This window comes from Methylobacterium sp. WL12, from assembly GCF_008039475.1.
In the GTDB taxonomy this organism is placed as follows: domain Bacteria; phylum Pseudomonadota; class Alphaproteobacteria; order Rhizobiales; family Beijerinckiaceae; genus Methylobacterium; species Methylobacterium cerastii.
The window spans coordinates 1-16,173 of sequence record NZ_VRUW01000044.1 but is presented as its reverse complement, the minus strand read 5'-3'; the positions used below and the strand labels follow the sequence as shown (position 1 = coordinate 16,173).

Here is a 16,173-nt window from a genome sequence, read left to right as displayed (position 1 = left end):
CGCTGTGAGGCGCCTCTGCGCCAAAGAACCGGGCAAGGTTCCGCCACTGAGCATCCCTCTATGAGCCGAGCCGGTTGGCTCGGCGCAGTGCTCAACGCGGGAAGGTGACGCCGGAAACGCGCTCGCACGCGATCAGGAGAGCGTCCTGGGTCGCTTCGATCGCGGTCACCGGATCGGGCTCTCGTGTAGCTCGATGATAAAAGTACCGGCCTGTCGAGCGCGCGAGAGCGTCGTCGCCCGTGGCGAGCCACGCCTGCGTGAGGTGTCCTTGGGCAAGGTCGTCGGAAGCGCCTGCGCCGCCCATTCGTGTCGCCACCCAACCTGGCTCCAGCGCGTTCGACAGCACGTCCGGCCATAGGCGGGCAACTGCGAAGGCCAACAACACGTCGTGGAGCTTGCTCTCGGCATAGGCCGCCAACCCCTGCCAGCGACGCCTCCTCCAGAGCAGGTCGTCGAGGTCGGCCCCGGCGCCGTGATGAAGGCCGGAACTCAGGTAGACCAGTCGCTCGGGACGCTCAATCAGAACGGTCAGGAGGTAGGGCGCCATCGTATTGACCGCGAACACGTGTGGCAGCCCGTCCTCGGTGTCTATCCGTCGGGGTTCGCGGTAGCCGACACCGGCATTGTGGATCACGGCATCGAAGCGGCCCAGGCGATTGACCTGCTCGGCCACCTCCCTGATCCCGCGCATCAAGGACAGGTCACCCGTCACGACTCCGACGGCGCCCGATGCCTCCCTCAAGGCGGTGTCCGACCGGCGCGCGTCTCGCCCATGCAGCACGACCTCGTGCCCCTGCTCGATCATCAGCTGGCCGGCCATGAGGCCCAGCCCGGTCGACGACCCGGTTATGAAGATGCGTGCCATGGTGCCTCCGACTTGCGGGTGTTTCCGACGTTGGCGTTCAGGCTCGGGCCACGAGTTGGCGGACGACGGCGTCGATGCCGGTGGCTCCCTTCGTCGAACCGGCTTGGCCGGCCTCGAACTCGATCCAGCCGGCGTTGAAGCCGTCGATCATGCGCGCCCTGGGCCCGGGATTGCGGGCACCCGCCGACCGGAACGTGGCCTCCCATGCTGCGCGCGGGACCGCCTCCATGCGCACGGGATGCCCAAGCGCTGCGGCGAAGGCTGCCGCGACCTCGTTTGGACGGACGCGAACCGGACCTTCCAGTTCGACCACGCGGCGACCGACCCACCGCTCTCGAAGCATCTCGGCGGCGACGCGACCGATGTCGGCCACCGCGACCATCGGCAACGGCTTGTCGAGCGGCTGTAGGTAGCTCGGGATCAGACCCGTGCGCGCGGAAGCGACGTCGCCCGCGGCGTTCTCCATGAACCAGGCCGCGCGGAGAAACGCGACCGGCAGCGGGAGCATGGCGAGCGACCGCTCCACCAGCCCGAGCTGGCTGAGGAGGTTCGGCTCTGCAGCCTGGGCGCCGATGGTGGACAGGCACACCACCCGGCGAGGCCGCGCCTGCGTTAGGGCTTGGCTCAGGGCAGCGATGACACCTCGAACCTCGGGAAAACCCGGCTCCGGGTCGAATATCGGCGGGATCACGACGAACACTGCATCGACGTCAGCGAACGCGCTCGCCAGGGCGTCCGCATCGGTCATCTCGGCCAATGCGACCTCGCAGCCGCGCTCCGCCCACGGGTCACCCTTCGCAACATCACGGACGATTGCGCGGACCCGCGCACCGACTTCGAGAAGCCTGCTCGCAGCCGCCCCGCCAACCTGACCCGTGATACCCGTGATCGCGTACATGACTGTCACTCCACACTTCGCCGATGCCAAAGGATTGACATCCGAGCTGTGTTGAGGCGAACGCATTCTCCTCAGCTTGAGGATGCTAAAACGTCATCATGACCTACGATGCACGGGTGCTCAGCGGGATCGGCGTCCTCGCCGCCATCGTCGAGGCCGGGGCCTTTTCCCGGGCCGGCGAGGCGCTCGGCCTGTCGCAATCGGGCGTTAGCCGGGCGGTATCCCGACTGGAGGGGCGTCTCGGCATCCGCCTGTTCCACCGCACCGCCAGGGCCGTGACCCTGACCGACGAGGGCCGCCGTTTCTACGAGGAGGTCCGCCCACTGCTCGACGGCCTGGAGGATGCCGCCACCCGGGCCGCGGGATCGGCGCGAGCCGTGCGCGGGCAACTGCGGATCAACACCGATGCCGCCTTTGGGCACTTCGTGCTGGCCCGAAGGCTCGGCGATTTCCTGCAGCGATTTCCGGACCTCTCCGTCGAGGTGGTGGTCCGGGACCGCATGGGCGACCTCGTCGCGGAAGGCTTCGATGTCGCCGTCCGGTTCGGCGAGCCCGAGCCGTCTGCGCTGATCGCTCGGCTGCTTTTGCGGACGCGGGTGCTTACTTGCGCGACGCCCGACTATATCGCCCGTCATGGCCGACCCGATCACCCCTCGGACCTGGACGGCGGGGATCATACCGTCATCCAGTTCAGGAACCCCGCCACCGGACATCCCTTCGATTGGGAATTCCACCGCGGCACGGAGCGCGTGGCAGTCCGGGGCAGCGGTCGGTTGACGGTGAACGATACCGGGACGCTGCTCGGGGCCTGCTTGTCCGGCCTCGGCATCGCGCAGCCGTTGGAGCTGTACGCCAAGGACTACATCGAAGACGGTCGCCTGGTGCCGCTCCTGGAGGCGTGGACGGGGGAACGCTTCCCGCTCCACGCCTACGTCCCGACCCGGCGGCACACCTCCGCCAAGGTCCAGGCGTTCCTGGCCTTCATCGGCGAGACGGCCAAGTCGGCAGAGATATCTCACTGACCGACCTATGCAGACGCATCACCAGCGATGGTGCGAACCCGCATGACGGAACCCGCCCCAGCGATGGCCGCCGCCGTGCCAACCGAAGCGACGATGCCAGCTGTAGTGGTAGCTGTAGTGCCATCGGCGGCCGCCCCACCCGTGATGGCCGAAGCGACGGTACACGGGGCCGTAGGCGAGCGGACGGAAGCCGAGGTTCGGACGGCACCAGCCGTAGAAGCCACGGTGGAAGCCGGGACCGCAGCCGTCACGGGCCTCGGCCGCCGAGCCGGCCGTGACAAGCCCCGCGGCGAGGGCAAGGGGTACGACGATCCTGCGGAACATGTCTCGCTCCTGAAGTATCCGGCACGCGACCGGATGTGGGGAAAGGGAAAGGGTTTGGACGGCTCAGTTCGGCCAGCAGCGGCGCCCGTAGGGCCCGATGTGGAAGCCAGCCGGGCAGGAGGCGCCACGAACGTAGCCACCGGCCTGACCACCGGTTCGGCAGCCGCCGTAGGGGCCGCGATGGGCGTAGGGTCCGCAGCCGCCGTAGACTTGGATGATCTCGGCACCATCCGACCCGTTGGAGACGGCATCCTGGATCAGGGGCGCGGCGGTGACCGGGACCGTGATGGCGGCCAGTAAGGCGACCGGGGCGAGATACTTCAGCATCGTTGCATCCTCTGCTCTCGTCGGGGCTCGGCGCCGCGACCGATGAGGGCAGGATCGTCCCGGGCTTCTTCCCGGATGTGACGGGCGGATGCGTCGGCGTAACGATTTGTAACGACGGCCTGGGTGGTCAGGCGATGGCGGGCAGCGTCAGGACGAGCCGGGCGCCGCCGAGCGCGGTCGCCTCGGCCACGACGGTACCGCCATGCGCCTCGGCGATCTGCCGGGCGATGGCCAGCCCCAGCCCCGTCCCGCCGGTCCCGCGGTTCCGGGAGCGCTCGATCCGGTAGTACGGGCTGAACACCGCGGAACGCTCCGATTCGGGAATGCCGGGGCCGTCGTCCTCGACCGCCACCTCGCAATCCGGACCCGTGCGCCGTACCGCGACCGCCACCGAGGAGCGCCCGAATTTGACGGCGTTGCCGATGAGATTGGCGAGCACCCTGCGCAGGGCAACCACGTCGCCGGCGACGACGGCGTCCGGTATGTCCTCGCCGGTCAAGCCGATGTTCACGCCCTGCGCGGCGTGCTCGGCGACCTCGATGGCCACGAGGTCGCCGAGATCGACGGGTGCGCGGCCGACCTCGACGGCGGTGCCGCGGGCGAAGCCGAGCGAGGTGTCGAGCAGGGCGGTCATCGCGTCGAGGTCCTCGACCAGTCGCTCCCGGCGCTCCGGTTCGGCCACGCCCTCGGCGCGTAGCCGCAGGCGGGTCAGGTACGTTTTCAGGTCGTGCGAGATCGCGCCGATCAGCAATGAGCGCTCGCCCATGAGGCCGACGATGCGCTCCTGCATGGCCTGGACGGCCTGGGACAGACAGCGGATCTCGGGGGCGCCTTGCGGAACGAGGGCCGGCTCGGGGGCACGACCGTCGAAGCGGGAGACCGCCTCGGTCAGCCGCCGCAACGGCGCGAGTTCGTGACGTGCGCCGACGAGGACGAGGCCGGCCACGACGAGCCCGAGCACCGCGACCCACAGGCTCAGGGGCTGGCCGAGCAGCCACGGCATCAGCGAGTGGTGACGCTCGATGGCGGAGACGACGACCGTCCGGCCGTCGGGCAGGGCGTAAGTGGCGGTCGCCAGACGGCCCATCACTTTCCGATTGTCGGCGTTGGCGACTTCCGCCGGATCGACGCCCCTGCGCAGCATGTCGACATCGGTGAAGGCCCGAACCTGGCCATTCGCGTCCCCTGTCAACCGCCGCAGGCGCGCTTCGAGGCGCGGCTCGCGGATTAGTCCGGTCTCGGACGGAGGTGCGTCCGTGATCTCGGCCCTCAGGGCTTCCCCGTTCACTGCATTTAGGATCGCCGGGCGTTGCGCGGGGTCCGCGTCCCGCAGCAGGGTCATGATGCCGGCGGCCTGATCGAGGCGGGGGAAGCGCGTGGCGTAGGGCGAGGCCTCCTCGTGCCGCTGCCATTTGTCCACCGCGAAGGTGGCGAGGACGAGCAGCGAGAGCGCGCCGAGCAGGATCAGCATGATCCGGCCAAGCAGGCTGATCTGCGCCATCACGATGCCCGTCCCACCGGCGCCGCCAGGATGTAGCCGGCGTTGCGCACCGTCTTGAGTAGCGCCGCCGCGGCGCTGCCCGAGGCATCGAGCTTGTGCCGCAGGCGGCTCACCTGCACATCGATGGTGCGGTCGAAGGCGTCAGCCGTCCGGCCGCGCGTCCAGTCCAGGAGTTGGTCGCGCGAGAGCACCCGCTGCGGCCGGGTGACGAAGCAGTGCAGCAGGTCGTACTCGGCGCTGGTGAGGGGGATCTCGGTCCGTGCCTCGCCGACCGTCACTCGGCGTGCCGCGAGGTCGATGACGAGATCGACGACGCCGAGCATCTCGGCGGCGTCCTCGGACGCCGGGGCGCCAGTCCGCTGTGACCGTCGCAGGACCGCGCGGATGCGGGCCAGCAGGACACGCGGGTTGAACGGCTTCGAGACGTAGTCGTCGGCTCCCATCTCCAGGCCGAGCACCCGGTCGATGTCCTCGTCCTTAGCGGTCAGCATCACGATGGGCGGCCCGCTCGCAGCACGCAAGCGCCGGCAGATCGAGAGGCCGTCCTCGCCGGGCAGCATCCAGTCGAGGACGATCAGGTCCGGGGCGGGTCCGGCCGCGAGAAGTCGGTCGAGACCTGCGCCTCCGTCGACGCCGACGACGCGGAACCCCTCGCCCTCCAGATAGCCCGTGAGTTGGATGCGGATGTCGTCGTCGTCCTCGACGATGGCGATGGTGATGCTGTCGGGCATGTCACGAGGATAGGCCGCCCCGACCGGGCCGCAACGCGAAACCGATCGCTGTCACAAAACGTTACATGGCATGCGCATCTCGTCACATCCTGGATCGGTCCGGACGCGATGGTCACCGGCATCGCAACGGAGGCCCTCGGATGGGCCCCGACGAAACGAGGCGACGGACGCATGGCTCCAGCCCAACTGGCATCCCCGCTCTGGCATGTCGTGACCGCGCTCGCCGTGGTGGGGACGATGGCCGTCCACGGCGGCACGGTCGACGCCGCATCGCGAGAGGTCGCGGCCGTGACGTCCCGATCCGGCGATGGGAGCGAGACCTATCGCGGCTACCGGATCGAGATCGGTCCGGATGTCCCGAACGCGGAGCTCGACCAGTTGCGGCGAGCGGCCGAACACCAGGTCGACCTCGTCGAGGCCACCGGCCTCGATGCCCGCACCAAGGCGTTCCTACGGGGGGTTCCGGTGGTGGTGCAGAGCGGCTCGGGCGCGGGCAGCCACTACAGCGGTGGTGACAGCGTCACCATCGCGGTCGCGGCCCCGGGCGACGACCGTCCGATCCTGCTGCACGAGTACATGCACGTCTACCACTTCCGGATGATGCCGGACGGCAACCGGAACCCGGACATCCTAACCTATTATGAGCGGGCCAAGACGGGCGGGTTCTACCCGGCCAACGCCTACCTGCTGAAGAGCCCGGGCGAGTTCTTCGCGATGACCGCGAGCGTCTACCTGCACGGCAAGCTGGCGCGCGAGCCCTTCACCCGCGAAGAGCTTCGGCAGAAGCAGCCGGTCTACTTCGGCTATCTGCACCACCTGTTCGGTAGCCCGCGTGCCGTATCAACCGAGCCTCCTCAAATCTCCGGGACGGTGCGGCCATGATCATCGACCGACGCTCGCTGGTTCTCGGCACGGCCGCCCTGCTCGCGGCGGGCCAAACCGTCGCCGATACCGCGTCCCTTCGGCTCTGGCCGGGTGACCCGCCGGGTGGGGGCGGACCCGACGGGTCGCCCGAGGTCGACGGGAAGGGGGCGGTCAGCAACATCGCCGTTCCTGGCCTGGAGGTGTTCGCGCCTTCCCGGCCGACCGGCACGGCGATGCTGGTCGCCGCCGGTGGCGGCTACAAACGCATCGAGATGGAGAAGGAGGCTCGCCCCGCCGCCCGCTGGCTCGCCGCGCGGGGCATTACGGCGTTCGTTCTGAGCTACCGGCTGCCCCGGGAGGACTGGGCCGACGGACCATTGGCCCCGCTGCAGGACGCGCAACGCGCCCTGCGCCTGATCCGGTCGCGGGCTGGGGCGTACGGGGTAGATCCGGATCGGATCGGCGTCCTGGGCTTCTCGGCCGGCGGCCACCTGGTGGGTCTCGCTGCAACGCGATCGGCCTTCGCATCGTATCGCCCGATCGATGCAGCTGACAACCTGCCCGCACGCCCGTCCGCCGCGGCCCTGATCTACCCGATCATCACCTTGGAACCGCCCTACGACCACACCTCGACGCGCGCCCAACTGGTCGGTCGCCACCCGACGCCGAGCGAGAGCGCGGAATGGTCGGTCGAGACCCATGTCCGGTCCCGTTGTCCGCCGGTCTTCCTGACTCAGGCGGCGGACGATCCGATCTCCGACATCGCGAACAGCCGGATCATGGTGCAGGCGTGCGAACGCGCCGGTGTCCGCGTGGAGGCGCATACGCTCGCCAGCGGCGGCCACGGCTTCGGGATGGGCCGGCCAGGCACGCCGAGCGCGCAATGGCCGGGCAGGTACGAGGCCTGGCTGCGAACGGTCAGCGCTCCGGCCTGACATCCGACGACCACCGATCATGGGGAACACCATGAACCCGACGCGATCGCGACCCGTATCCGCATGCGTCCTGGCCCTGCTCGCCGGGCCGGCCATGGCCGACACCTTGCCGCTCCGCCACGGGGCCTACGTGACGGTCGGCACGGACTGCAAGGATCCCCCGAACGTCGCCCTGCGGACTTACGACGGCGCAGGCATCGGCAGTTCCAAGTCGAACGACTGCAGGCCCCGCGTCGTGTCCCGGCAAGGAAACGTGTTCGAGATCGAGCAGTCCTGCCGGCAATACGGCGGACCGGATCTCCCCCGGGCGACCGAGCGTTCGACCGTTCGCGTCGATGGTCCGACGGCCTTCACCGACCTGACGAACGGTGCAGCCGAAGGCTACCGCCTCTGTCCCGAACTGAAGCCTTGAGCATGCCGGTCGAGGATGACGGAGGACCTGGGATGACCCGTGCGACCGAGACCGTTCACGTGGCCTACGGCGTCTCCAGGGCGGATGCGATCCGCGACGCCCTTCGTATGGAAGGGTGTACGGAACGCGTGGTCGCGCTTCCCGCTACCCTGAGCCATGGCCCCATCGATCCGCTGGACCCGGACGCGCGACAGGCGTGGGTCAGAACCGTCCTGAGGTGCGCTCCCGACGATGACTGGCGCGAGCCTGAGGAGCCTTGGGCCGAAGCGACCACGGCCGACGTGTATCCGGTTTATTGGGTCTGTCTGACCGACGCCGGGGAGCACGCCTGGTTCCTGGAGTTCGCCTCTCGCATGGCCGTGCGTCCGTTCGATATCGTCGATGCGACCGGTCTGGACTTCGTCACCCGGGACGGCGTGCGATCGCCGTGGTCTCTCGGCCTGGTGCGGGCCGAGGACATCGTCAGCTCCGGCCTGAGGGAGAGACGACGCCCCTCCTCAGAAGCCGAGGCCCACGCGGCGTCAGCGACATGGGCACAGTTGCGAGCCGAGAACGCGCCGCTCCGCATCGTGCGGGACGGACGCCTGGTGTCGGCGCCGTTGACGCACTTCGATGCCGTCCTCGTCGCGCAGGGCAGGCCGGAATGGGAGATCGTCGCTGGGTTGATCGGCCGGGCGTTGCATCACCTGTCCTTCGAGGTCGACCCACCGGGCCAGGGCGTCGGCGACGTCGTCCTGTTCGGCCGCGTGCTGGCGCTTGGCGCCGAGGGTGCCTTCGACGTCAGGGGCGCCGGGCCGGGGATGCGCGACTACGAGGTTCGCCTTCCGGCCATTCGTCCGCATCCGGACAGGATCCCGGGCTGATCAAGTCGATGCCCTCGATAGGAAGATAGGAATGATCGATACCTCAAGCCTCAACGTCCGCCGCGCCGACCACGTGGGGTTCGCCGTCGCCTCCCTCGACGAGGCGCTCCGCTTCTGGGTGGAGGGGTTGGGCGCACGTCTGGTGCGGACCGGCGACATGGGCGGCGAGTTCCTGGGGCAGGTCACGGGTGCCCACGGCGCGCGGGTGCGCATGGCAGTGGTGTCGCTCGGGGGGCAAGCGGTCGAACTGCTTGAGTATCGGGGAACGAGCCCACCTGCGGCGGCGCCCGCGCCGTTCGATCCGGGCTCTGCGCATCTTGCCCTGATCGTCGACGATCTGGACGCGGTCTTGTCCCGCATCGCAGGCCATGGCTGGAAGGCTCAGGGCATACCGCAGCCAATCCCCACAGGCGAACGGGCCGGAACGCGAGTAGTCTATGCCGTCGGTCCAGATGGTTCCACCATCGAGTTCATGCAGCCGCCGCCCGCGGAGCGCCACGCGACTTTAACTTAGGATAGAGGTCGAGCCGTTTTGGTCTTCGTTAAGCCACAGCATGGTCGGTCCTGAGCTAAATCCAGGTCTGCTTGAGGGCGAAGGTTCAGGGTCAGATCCCAACACGTTGTGAAAGTCAGAAGCGTCCGATTTCCGTCGATTTTTGTAAACGTCGACCAACAACCAAGTCGGGCGAATGCCCACATCCCGCGGTTTTGTTATCCTCTCCATCTGATAATTTTCAATAGACGAGATAAATCAAATACAAAACGATACGTTAATGCCAATTTCGAGATTGATCATAAACAACGATTCCTATACATGGGCGGTCTTTCCATAGATCCTACTAACGAGTGAGGCGACGGCTACATGACAGAGATCAAATTTGTGAGCAGTGCCGTCTCACGGCGCACTCTGCTCGTCGGGGCGATGCTGAGCTCGGCATTCGCGGCTCAACCGTTCCAAGCGTGGGCAGACCCCGTGGACGATCCGTCGATGGCAGGTCCGCTCGGAGATATCTCCATGGGGGCTTCCGACGCCAAGGTGACGTTCATCGAGTATGCCGCCGTTACCTGCTCGCATTGCGCAGCCTTCCATAACGAGGTCTGGCCGGGCATCAGGTCGCGTTGGGTCGACACCGGGAAGATGCGCTTTGTCCTACGTGGCTACCCGCTAAATCCACTTGATACGGCCGCCTTCATGCTGGCCCGCGCCGAAGGGGGGCGAAACTATTACCCCATCACGGATTTGCTATTCGAAAAACAGACATCCTGGGCCTTTACCGAAAAGCCTCTCGATGCGATGCGCGACCTTCTCCGGCAGGCGGGCTTTGACAAGACCAAGTTCGATACGACTGTCTCCGACCAAGCGCTTTACGAACAGGTCAAACGTGTGCAGGCCCAGGCGGTGAAGGTGTTGGACGTTCATGCCACTCCGACGCTGTTCCTAAACGGCGAACGCCATGAGGGCGCCTTGAATAGCAAGGCTTTTGACGAGATTGTCCAGAAGATGTTGGTTTGAGGTCACTTGGAACTTCATCGTAACGCGAACTTACATTCGCGAGCATGGAGTAGCTAAAAAGAGTGTTTTACCTGGGCTTCTGCCGGAACGTCTGCTCCCGGTCAAAGGGCCACGGTCCTGTTCCCATCCCTAGCCGAAGTTGGTGGACCTCGAACGAATGGCCGCTTTCGCAAAGCGCCGATGGCTGTCTGCATGGCTGGCTTGGGTCGAGACCGGCCGGTTCCCTTTAAGGCCGCAGTGAGTAGTCTTGCAACGGTCCGCTTGCTCTCCGTAGGACCGCTATGTATTAGAATTGTAATAATTCGAAAATTTGAGCTTAGCATCGACGGTAAGCAGATTGTGCTCTACACGTTGGGCATATGTCTTTCGCCGATTCAGACAACAACGTCTTCCGGCGTCCGGCCAGCACGGTCGCGCATCACCTCGGTGGGTGGCTGAGCGTCTTCACAAACGAGATGACGTTCGAGGAGACATTCCGAACGACGGCGCCGGTGGGCACCGGCTTGCGCGTAGTTGTCTACCTTCGTGGGCAAACCAGCTTTCAGGTTGCCGACATGCCCGCGATCAAAATCGAGGCGCCCGCACTGGTCGTCTGCTTTACTGAACGGGAGCTTGATAGAGACCAGACCGTCACAGCGAGTCAGCCACTCAGCAGCGTCCACGTCCTGGTCGATCCCGACTACGCCAAAGCGAGCCTGGGTTCCGTCACATGCGCAATGGCGCGGCGCTCCGTGGAGCGCGGTTTCGTTTTTGAGGGACGTCCGGCCGACGCGACGGTCCAAGCAGTGGCATCGCAGATCCTCGCCGCAGCGGGCCCGGCGGGACAGCCCCTGTACCAAGCGGCCAAGGCCCTCGAACTCCTCGCCCTCGTGTTCGAGGCCGAGGGCCCGGCCGAATGCATAGGACCCACTCGCGCGCTTACGATCGTGGATCGCGGGCGCGTCGAGGCGGCCAGCGCGCTAATCCTGGAACATCTCGACGTCGTGCCGGACTTCGACGCGGTGGCCCGGCGCGTTGGACTGACGCCGGTCAAGCTCAACCGTGGATTCCGGATCGCTTACGGCATGACGCCCTACGCCGTCCTCCAGGAGCGGCGTCTGCAATCGGCCTACCGGATGCTCGCCGGTCGCGAGGCGACCGTCGGTGAAGTCGCCCAGAGCGTCGGATATACCGCTCCGCACTTCGCGACCCTGTTCAGGAAGCGTTTCGGCATGCCGCCGAGCGCCTTGGCTACCGCGCGAACGGCATCAATCTGAAAGCTTAGAACAACACTAAACTCGATCGAACGGGATCGCGTTTATCTCGTAAGTATAGATCATTGTTGTGGGCGACACCGGAGCGTATGACGGTCATCACGACTCCGTGAAGGAGCATTCAGGACGGCGGTCGATCGGCTGCCCGGGGCTCAAATTTCATGTGGACTGCCAAGATCAGCTGTCGAGCGGGTTCGCTGTGCCTAGTGTTCACGAGCGCTTTCGCATCGATGATCACGGTCGCCGCGTCGCAACCCGCTCCAGCTCAGGTCACCCTCGAAGAGATCTCGGTGGTCGGGGTCCAGGGCGGCGCCGCGTCCGGTCCGCCGGGCTTCGGCGGTTCCGTCGGCGAACGGGCGAATGGCCCGGTGCGCGGCTTCACAGCCAAGCGTAGCGCCACCGGCACCAAGACCGATACCGCGCTCATCGAAACGCCGCAGTCGATCAGCGTTGTCACCGCCGATCAGATACGGGTGACCGGCGCACAAAATCCAAGCGAGGCCCTGCGCTACACTGCCGGTGTGCAGGCCGAGCGCTTCGGCGGCGATCCGCGCTACGACTGGATCAAGGTGCGCGGCTTCGATGTGCCGGAGTATCTCGACGGCCTCCAATTGCCGAAAGGCACCTACGCGTGGTCCCGCTACGAGACCTACGGGGTCGAGCGGGTGGAAGTGCTCAAGGGGGCGGCCTCCGTGCTATACGGGCAGTCCCCACCCGGCGGGCTCGTCAATTTCGTCAGCAAGAAGCCCCTCGACGTGCCCTACCGCGAGATTTTGGTGCAGGGCGGCAGCTACGGGCGCCTCGTCGGCGCCTTCGACGTGACCGGCCCGGTCGATCCGGAAAAAACGGTGCTCTACCGCGTCGTCGGTCTGGGCCGGCTCTCAGACACAATCGTCGATACCGTGAACGACGACCGCGCCTTCATCGCGCCGAGTGTTACGTTTCGGCCCGATGCCGCGACGCAGCTCACGGTGCTCGGCTACTACATCAAGGACGACTCGAAGGCTCTGCAGTTCCTGCCGTCCCAGGGCACGCTTACCCCAAACCCAAACGGGCGCATCCGCCGCTCGACCTTCCTCGGCGAGCCTAGCTACGACGATTTTCGTCGCGAGCAGTTCGGCATCGGCTACCAGTTCGAGCATCATTTCGACGACGCGCTGACCTTCAAGCAGAACCTGCGCTACTCTGGCGTCAACGTCGACCTGCCGGTGGTGCGCGGTTTCGGCTTCCCGACGAGCGCGGCCGGCGCAGTCACCGATTTTCGCAACGTCACCCGCCGGGCCGTACGCTTCGACGACAACGTCAATGCCTTCACGATGGACAACCAGCTTGTCCTGAACGCAGTGACCGGTCCGCTTGCGCACACGTTCCTGTTCGGCCTCGATGTCCGCACCTTCGATCTCGGCTTCGCCACCCGCAACGCCCTGACCACGAGCCTGAATGTCTTCGCCCCGATCTATCGGGACTTCCAGCCGCTGCCGCCGATCACGGCCCGCATCCGCCAGAACCTGGAACAGGTCGGCGCCTACGCGCAGGACCAGATCAGGCTCGATCGCTGGGTGCTGCTTCTGAGTGGGCGCCACGATACCGTGACGAGCACCACACTGCAGCAGGTCGGCAACACGCGCATTGAGCAGACCGATCGCGCCTTCACCTACAGGGCCGGACTGCTCTACGAGTTCGACGCCGGAATCAGCCCTTACGTGAGCTACTCAACGCTGTTCCAGCCCGCGGTCGGCACCGGCTACAACGGCATCGTCCCGCCGGCCGCGCTCGGCGCCGGCTCGACGCCGTTCCGGCCGACCACCGGCGACCAGATCGAGGGGGGCGTCAAGTACCAGCCCCCCGGCACCGCCAGCCTGTTCACCCTGGCAGGCTTCTCGATCGACCAGCAGAATGTCCTGGTGCCCACCACCTCGGGGTTCCAGGCCCAGGTCGGTGGCGTGCGCGCGGAAGGGTTCGAGGCTGAGGCGCGGGTGACCGCCTTCGAGGGTTTCGACATCGCCGCCGCCTACAGCTACCTCGACGCCCGCATCACGCAGACCGGCACCGGCCCGACCGCGCCGCGAATCGGCTCGCGCATCCCGGTGACGCCCTACAACCAGACGGCACTCTTCGCGACCTACAGCGTCCCGGCCGGCCCGCTGCTGGGCCTGACCGTCGGCGGCGGCGTACGCTTCTTCGGCGATCACTTCGGCGATTTGGCCAACAACATTCGCATCCCGTCCTACACCCTGTTCGACGCGACGCTGCGCTACGACCTCGTCCGTCTGAACCCGGCCTGGGCGGGGGCGACCTTGTCGATCAACGCCACGAACCTCTTCGACAAGGTCTATGTTGGCACCTGCGATACCCTCGGGTCCTGCTACTACGGCAACCCGCGCACGGTGCTGGCGAGCCTGAGCTACCGGTGGTAGGCGCCGGGGCGTCAGGCGGATCGCACCAATGAGAGGCAGCGTCCGGCAGTCGATGGCGTGGCTGCACGCGTGGTCGGGCTTGGTAATCGGCTGGTTGCTGTTCGCGATTTTTGTCACCGGAACAGCGAGCTATTACCGAACCGACATCTCGCGTTGGATGCGCCCCGAACTCGCCGCGATCGCCGAACCCGGTCCGGATGAACTGGCGCGGGCCGCCGAGTTGGGCGCCCGTTACCTCGCGGAGCACGCTAGCGACGCGACCGGCTGGTCGATCGGCATGCCGAGACCCGAGTTTCCTGTGATCGAGTTGTACTGGCGCTCCCGGCCGGGCCCGCCGACGGGCCATGCCCTCCTGGACCCCGAGACCGGTGTGCCGGCAGCGGTGCGCGACACGCGCGGCGGCGATTTCCTCTACCGCTTCCACTTCGAGCTGAGCTTGACGCCCCTGTGGGGGCGATGGCTCGTCGGCGCCTGCGCAATGACTATGCTGGTCGCGCTGATCTCAGGGATCTTCACACATCGCCGTATCATCAAGGACTTCTTCACCTTCCGCCGAGACCGCTCGGCGCAGCGCGGATGGCTGGACGCGCACAACGTTGCAGGCGTGCTGGCGCTGCCGTTTCACCTCATGATCACCTACAGCGGGCTGGTGACGCTGGCCCTTCTGTACATGCCCTGGGGCGTGACCACGGCATATCGCGGCGACAGCCAGCGCTACTTCGCCGAGTCCAGGCAAATCCTGCCGCCCCAGGACGCTGCCGGCCGCCCGGCCTCGCTTCCTCCGCTCGGGCCAATCGTCCGGCGGGTTGTAGCGGAGACGCCGCAGCCACTAGACCGGGTCACGATCACCCATCCGCGCGACGCGAACGCAACGGTGTTGGCGATCTTTGAGGAGCCGCATGGGCTCGCACATCTCCATCCGCAGATCAGCATTGTGGCCGCCACCGGCGCGGTGCGTGCGCGAACCCTCCCGGCGGAGCCCGCAACGCGGATCCATGCTGTAATGGTCGGGCTCCATGAAGCGCACTTCGCCGATGCGGCTCTGCGCGTGCTCTTCTTCCTGTCAGGTCTTTTGGGCTGCGCCACCGTTGCAACGGGCCTCATCCTCTGGACGGTGGCACGGGCGCCCAAGGCTTGCGATGCGCGTTCCCTGGGCTTGCGCAGTGTGGAAGCGCTTAACGTCGGCACAATCGTCGGGCTACCAGCGGCGATCGCCTGCTATTTCCTCGCCAACCGACTCCTTTCGACCGATCTCGCGGGTCGGGCAGGTTGGGAAGTCAGGTTCTTCTTCGCGGGATGGATCACGATCGCGCTCGCAGCCCTGCTGCGGCCGCAGGCCCGCCGTTGGTACGAGGCCCTGACCTGCACGACCGCCCTCTACCTTGCTGTGCCAACGGTCGACATCCTGTCACGTGGGCGGGCTACGATCACGGGTGACACGGTGTTTCTTGGGTTCGACGCCACGATGCTCGCGACGGCCGCAATTTTTGCTTTTGCGGCATATCGCACGGCCGCCCATCTGATCCATTCAAGGCCGTCTATCACCCAGCGGGCACCATCAACGTCATGAATGTCGCGGCTCCGCGCTGCATAGCTAATCCCAGTTTTAACGTCTGCTTACGGGTATCGGGTCTGAAATCTTGAACGACCGAGTTGGGTCGAATGCGGCACGTCAGATTCGGGATGAAAGACCAAGGCTATCGTCGAGGCAAGGCCCAAGGTCTGGGCGTCACCGTGGTTCCGGCCGGATGGGATCGTGCGTGTCAAACCCGAGCGTGACGCTGACGTGCTGCAGCGGGGATCCTTCCTCGTGCAGCAAGCTGCCCTTGTACTCGTCGTGGCCTGACATCCGGCGCGATCCGTAGATCCACTTGCCGTGCAAGTTGAGGCGCCGCAGGTGCACGGTCATGCTAAAGGGCGCGGAGGGGCTCCCCATAAGCTGAGTCCAAAGCTCGGGTGTCCACCGCGTCGGCGGCTTGACCGGCGCTGACACCTTCTTCCTGAACAAAGCCATCTACGCCCCCTGTTGAGTGAAACATGGCAGTGGCCCCGGCGGGCGTCGAGCCGCTCTGCGCGTGACCTGGAACGCGTGACCCCCGTGGACAGACACTGCCCTCGTAGCTAGAGCGGCATCCGATCAGGTTGGATCATAAGCGTCGTATCCCGCGGCGGCGAGGTAGTTCCGGCATTCGTCTGGTTTGAAGGCGGCGAAGGCGTTTCGGATGGCATCCCAGAGGTCGGCAACGGT

The 16,173-nt window shown here is 66.4% G+C and carries 17 protein-coding genes and 1 pseudogene; 10 read left to right on the top strand and 8 right to left on the bottom strand.

Annotated features, from left to right (window positions below; all coding sequences use genetic code 11):
• Nucleotides 1-91 precede the first annotated feature (91 nt).
• The gene (locus tag FV226_RS16490; RefSeq protein ID WP_147753419.1) at nt 92-865 is read right to left on the bottom strand and encodes an SDR family NAD(P)-dependent oxidoreductase; all 774 of its coding nucleotides are present in this window, start codon (nt 863-865) and stop codon (nt 92-94) included.
• A 37-nt stretch (nt 866-902) separates the two neighbouring features.
• On the bottom strand, nt 903-1,763 hold the full coding sequence (locus tag FV226_RS16485; protein ID WP_147753418.1) for an NAD(P)H-binding protein: 861 nt from the start codon (nt 1,761-1,763) through the stop codon (nt 903-905).
• Between the two features lie 98 nt (nt 1,764-1,861).
• Here FV226_RS16485 and FV226_RS16480 point away from each other — a divergent pair, with 98 nt between their 5' ends.
• On the top strand, nt 1,862-2,785 hold the full coding sequence (locus FV226_RS16480) for a LysR family transcriptional regulator (RefSeq protein ID WP_147763752.1): 924 nt from the start codon (nt 1,862-1,864) through the stop codon (nt 2,783-2,785).
• 18 nt (nt 2,786-2,803) lie between these two features.
• On the opposite strand, the gene FV226_RS16475 is transcribed toward FV226_RS16480, so the two are convergent.
• From FV226_RS16475 to FV226_RS16460, 4 genes are all read right to left on the bottom strand, one after another.
• The gene (locus tag FV226_RS16475; protein WP_147753416.1) at nt 2,804-3,109 is read right to left on the bottom strand and encodes a hypothetical protein; all 306 of its coding nucleotides are present in this window, start codon (nt 3,107-3,109) and stop codon (nt 2,804-2,806) included.
• A 63-nt stretch (nt 3,110-3,172) separates the two neighbouring features.
• The gene (locus FV226_RS16470; RefSeq protein ID WP_147753415.1) at nt 3,173-3,436 is read right to left on the bottom strand and encodes a hypothetical protein; all 264 of its coding nucleotides are present in this window, start codon (nt 3,434-3,436) and stop codon (nt 3,173-3,175) included.
• A 127-nt stretch (nt 3,437-3,563) separates the two neighbouring features.
• Nucleotides 3,564-4,937, bottom strand: coding sequence for an ATP-binding protein (locus tag FV226_RS16465; protein WP_147763751.1), 1,374 nt, complete (start codon nt 4,935-4,937; stop codon nt 3,564-3,566).
• Complete coding sequence (locus tag FV226_RS16460; protein WP_147763750.1) at nt 4,937-5,668, bottom strand: response regulator; 732 nt, start codon at nt 5,666-5,668, stop codon at nt 4,937-4,939. Before FV226_RS16460 ends, FV226_RS16465 begins: the two co-directional genes overlap by 1 nt.
• Nucleotides 5,669-5,839: 171 nt before the next feature.
• Between FV226_RS16460 and FV226_RS16455 the strand changes: the two genes are divergently transcribed.
• From FV226_RS16455 to FV226_RS16415, 9 genes are all read left to right on the top strand, one after another.
• The gene (locus tag FV226_RS16455) at nt 5,840-6,550 is read left to right on the top strand and encodes a hypothetical protein (RefSeq protein WP_147763749.1); all 711 of its coding nucleotides are present in this window, start codon (nt 5,840-5,842) and stop codon (nt 6,548-6,550) included.
• The gene (locus tag FV226_RS16450; protein WP_147763767.1) at nt 6,550-7,467 is read left to right on the top strand and encodes an alpha/beta hydrolase; all 918 of its coding nucleotides are present in this window, start codon (nt 6,550-6,552) and stop codon (nt 7,465-7,467) included. The genes FV226_RS16455 and FV226_RS16450 overlap by 1 nt, the downstream gene beginning before the upstream one ends.
• Nucleotides 7,468-7,561: 94 nt before the next feature.
• Entirely contained in the window at nt 7,562-7,879 is a 318-nt protein-coding gene (locus FV226_RS16445) for a hypothetical protein (protein WP_147763748.1), read from the top strand.
• Between the two features lie 32 nt (nt 7,880-7,911).
• Complete coding sequence (locus FV226_RS16440; RefSeq protein WP_147763747.1) at nt 7,912-8,742, top strand: DUF3658 domain-containing protein; 831 nt, start codon at nt 7,912-7,914, stop codon at nt 8,740-8,742.
• 31 nt (nt 8,743-8,773) lie between these two features.
• Nucleotides 8,774-9,256 (top strand): VOC family protein, encoded by a 483-nt coding sequence (locus FV226_RS16435; RefSeq protein ID WP_147763746.1) that lies wholly within the window; start codon nt 8,774-8,776, stop codon nt 9,254-9,256.
• A 348-nt stretch (nt 9,257-9,604) separates the two neighbouring features.
• Nucleotides 9,605-10,255, top strand: a complete 651-nt coding sequence (locus FV226_RS16430) for a thioredoxin domain-containing protein (RefSeq protein WP_147763745.1) — start codon at nt 9,605-9,607, stop codon at nt 10,253-10,255.
• A gap of 359 nt (nt 10,256-10,614) precedes the next feature.
• Nucleotides 10,615-11,511 (top strand): AraC family transcriptional regulator, encoded by an 897-nt coding sequence (locus FV226_RS16425; protein WP_147763744.1) that lies wholly within the window; start codon nt 10,615-10,617, stop codon nt 11,509-11,511.
• 227 nt (nt 11,512-11,738) lie between these two features.
• Complete coding sequence (locus tag FV226_RS16420; RefSeq protein WP_187278780.1) at nt 11,739-13,925, top strand: TonB-dependent siderophore receptor; 2,187 nt, start codon at nt 11,739-11,741, stop codon at nt 13,923-13,925.
• Between the two features lie 28 nt (nt 13,926-13,953).
• Nucleotides 13,954-15,495 carry a PepSY-associated TM helix domain-containing protein gene (locus tag FV226_RS16415; RefSeq protein WP_147763742.1) on the top strand — a complete coding sequence of 514 codons (1,542 nt, stop codon included), beginning with the start codon at nt 13,954-13,956 and terminating at the stop codon, nt 15,493-15,495.
• 159 nt (nt 15,496-15,654) lie between these two features.
• Here FV226_RS16415 and FV226_RS16410 read toward each other — a convergent pair whose 3' ends face one another.
• Together FV226_RS16410 and FV226_RS16405 are read right to left on the bottom strand one after the other, a co-directional pair.
• Nucleotides 15,655-15,834, bottom strand: a complete 180-nt coding sequence (locus FV226_RS16410) for a hypothetical protein (RefSeq protein ID WP_147763741.1) — start codon at nt 15,832-15,834, stop codon at nt 15,655-15,657.
• A gap of 228 nt (nt 15,835-16,062) precedes the next feature.
• Nucleotides 16,063-16,173: pseudogene (locus FV226_RS16405) on the bottom strand (IS630 family transposase); the annotation flags it as partial.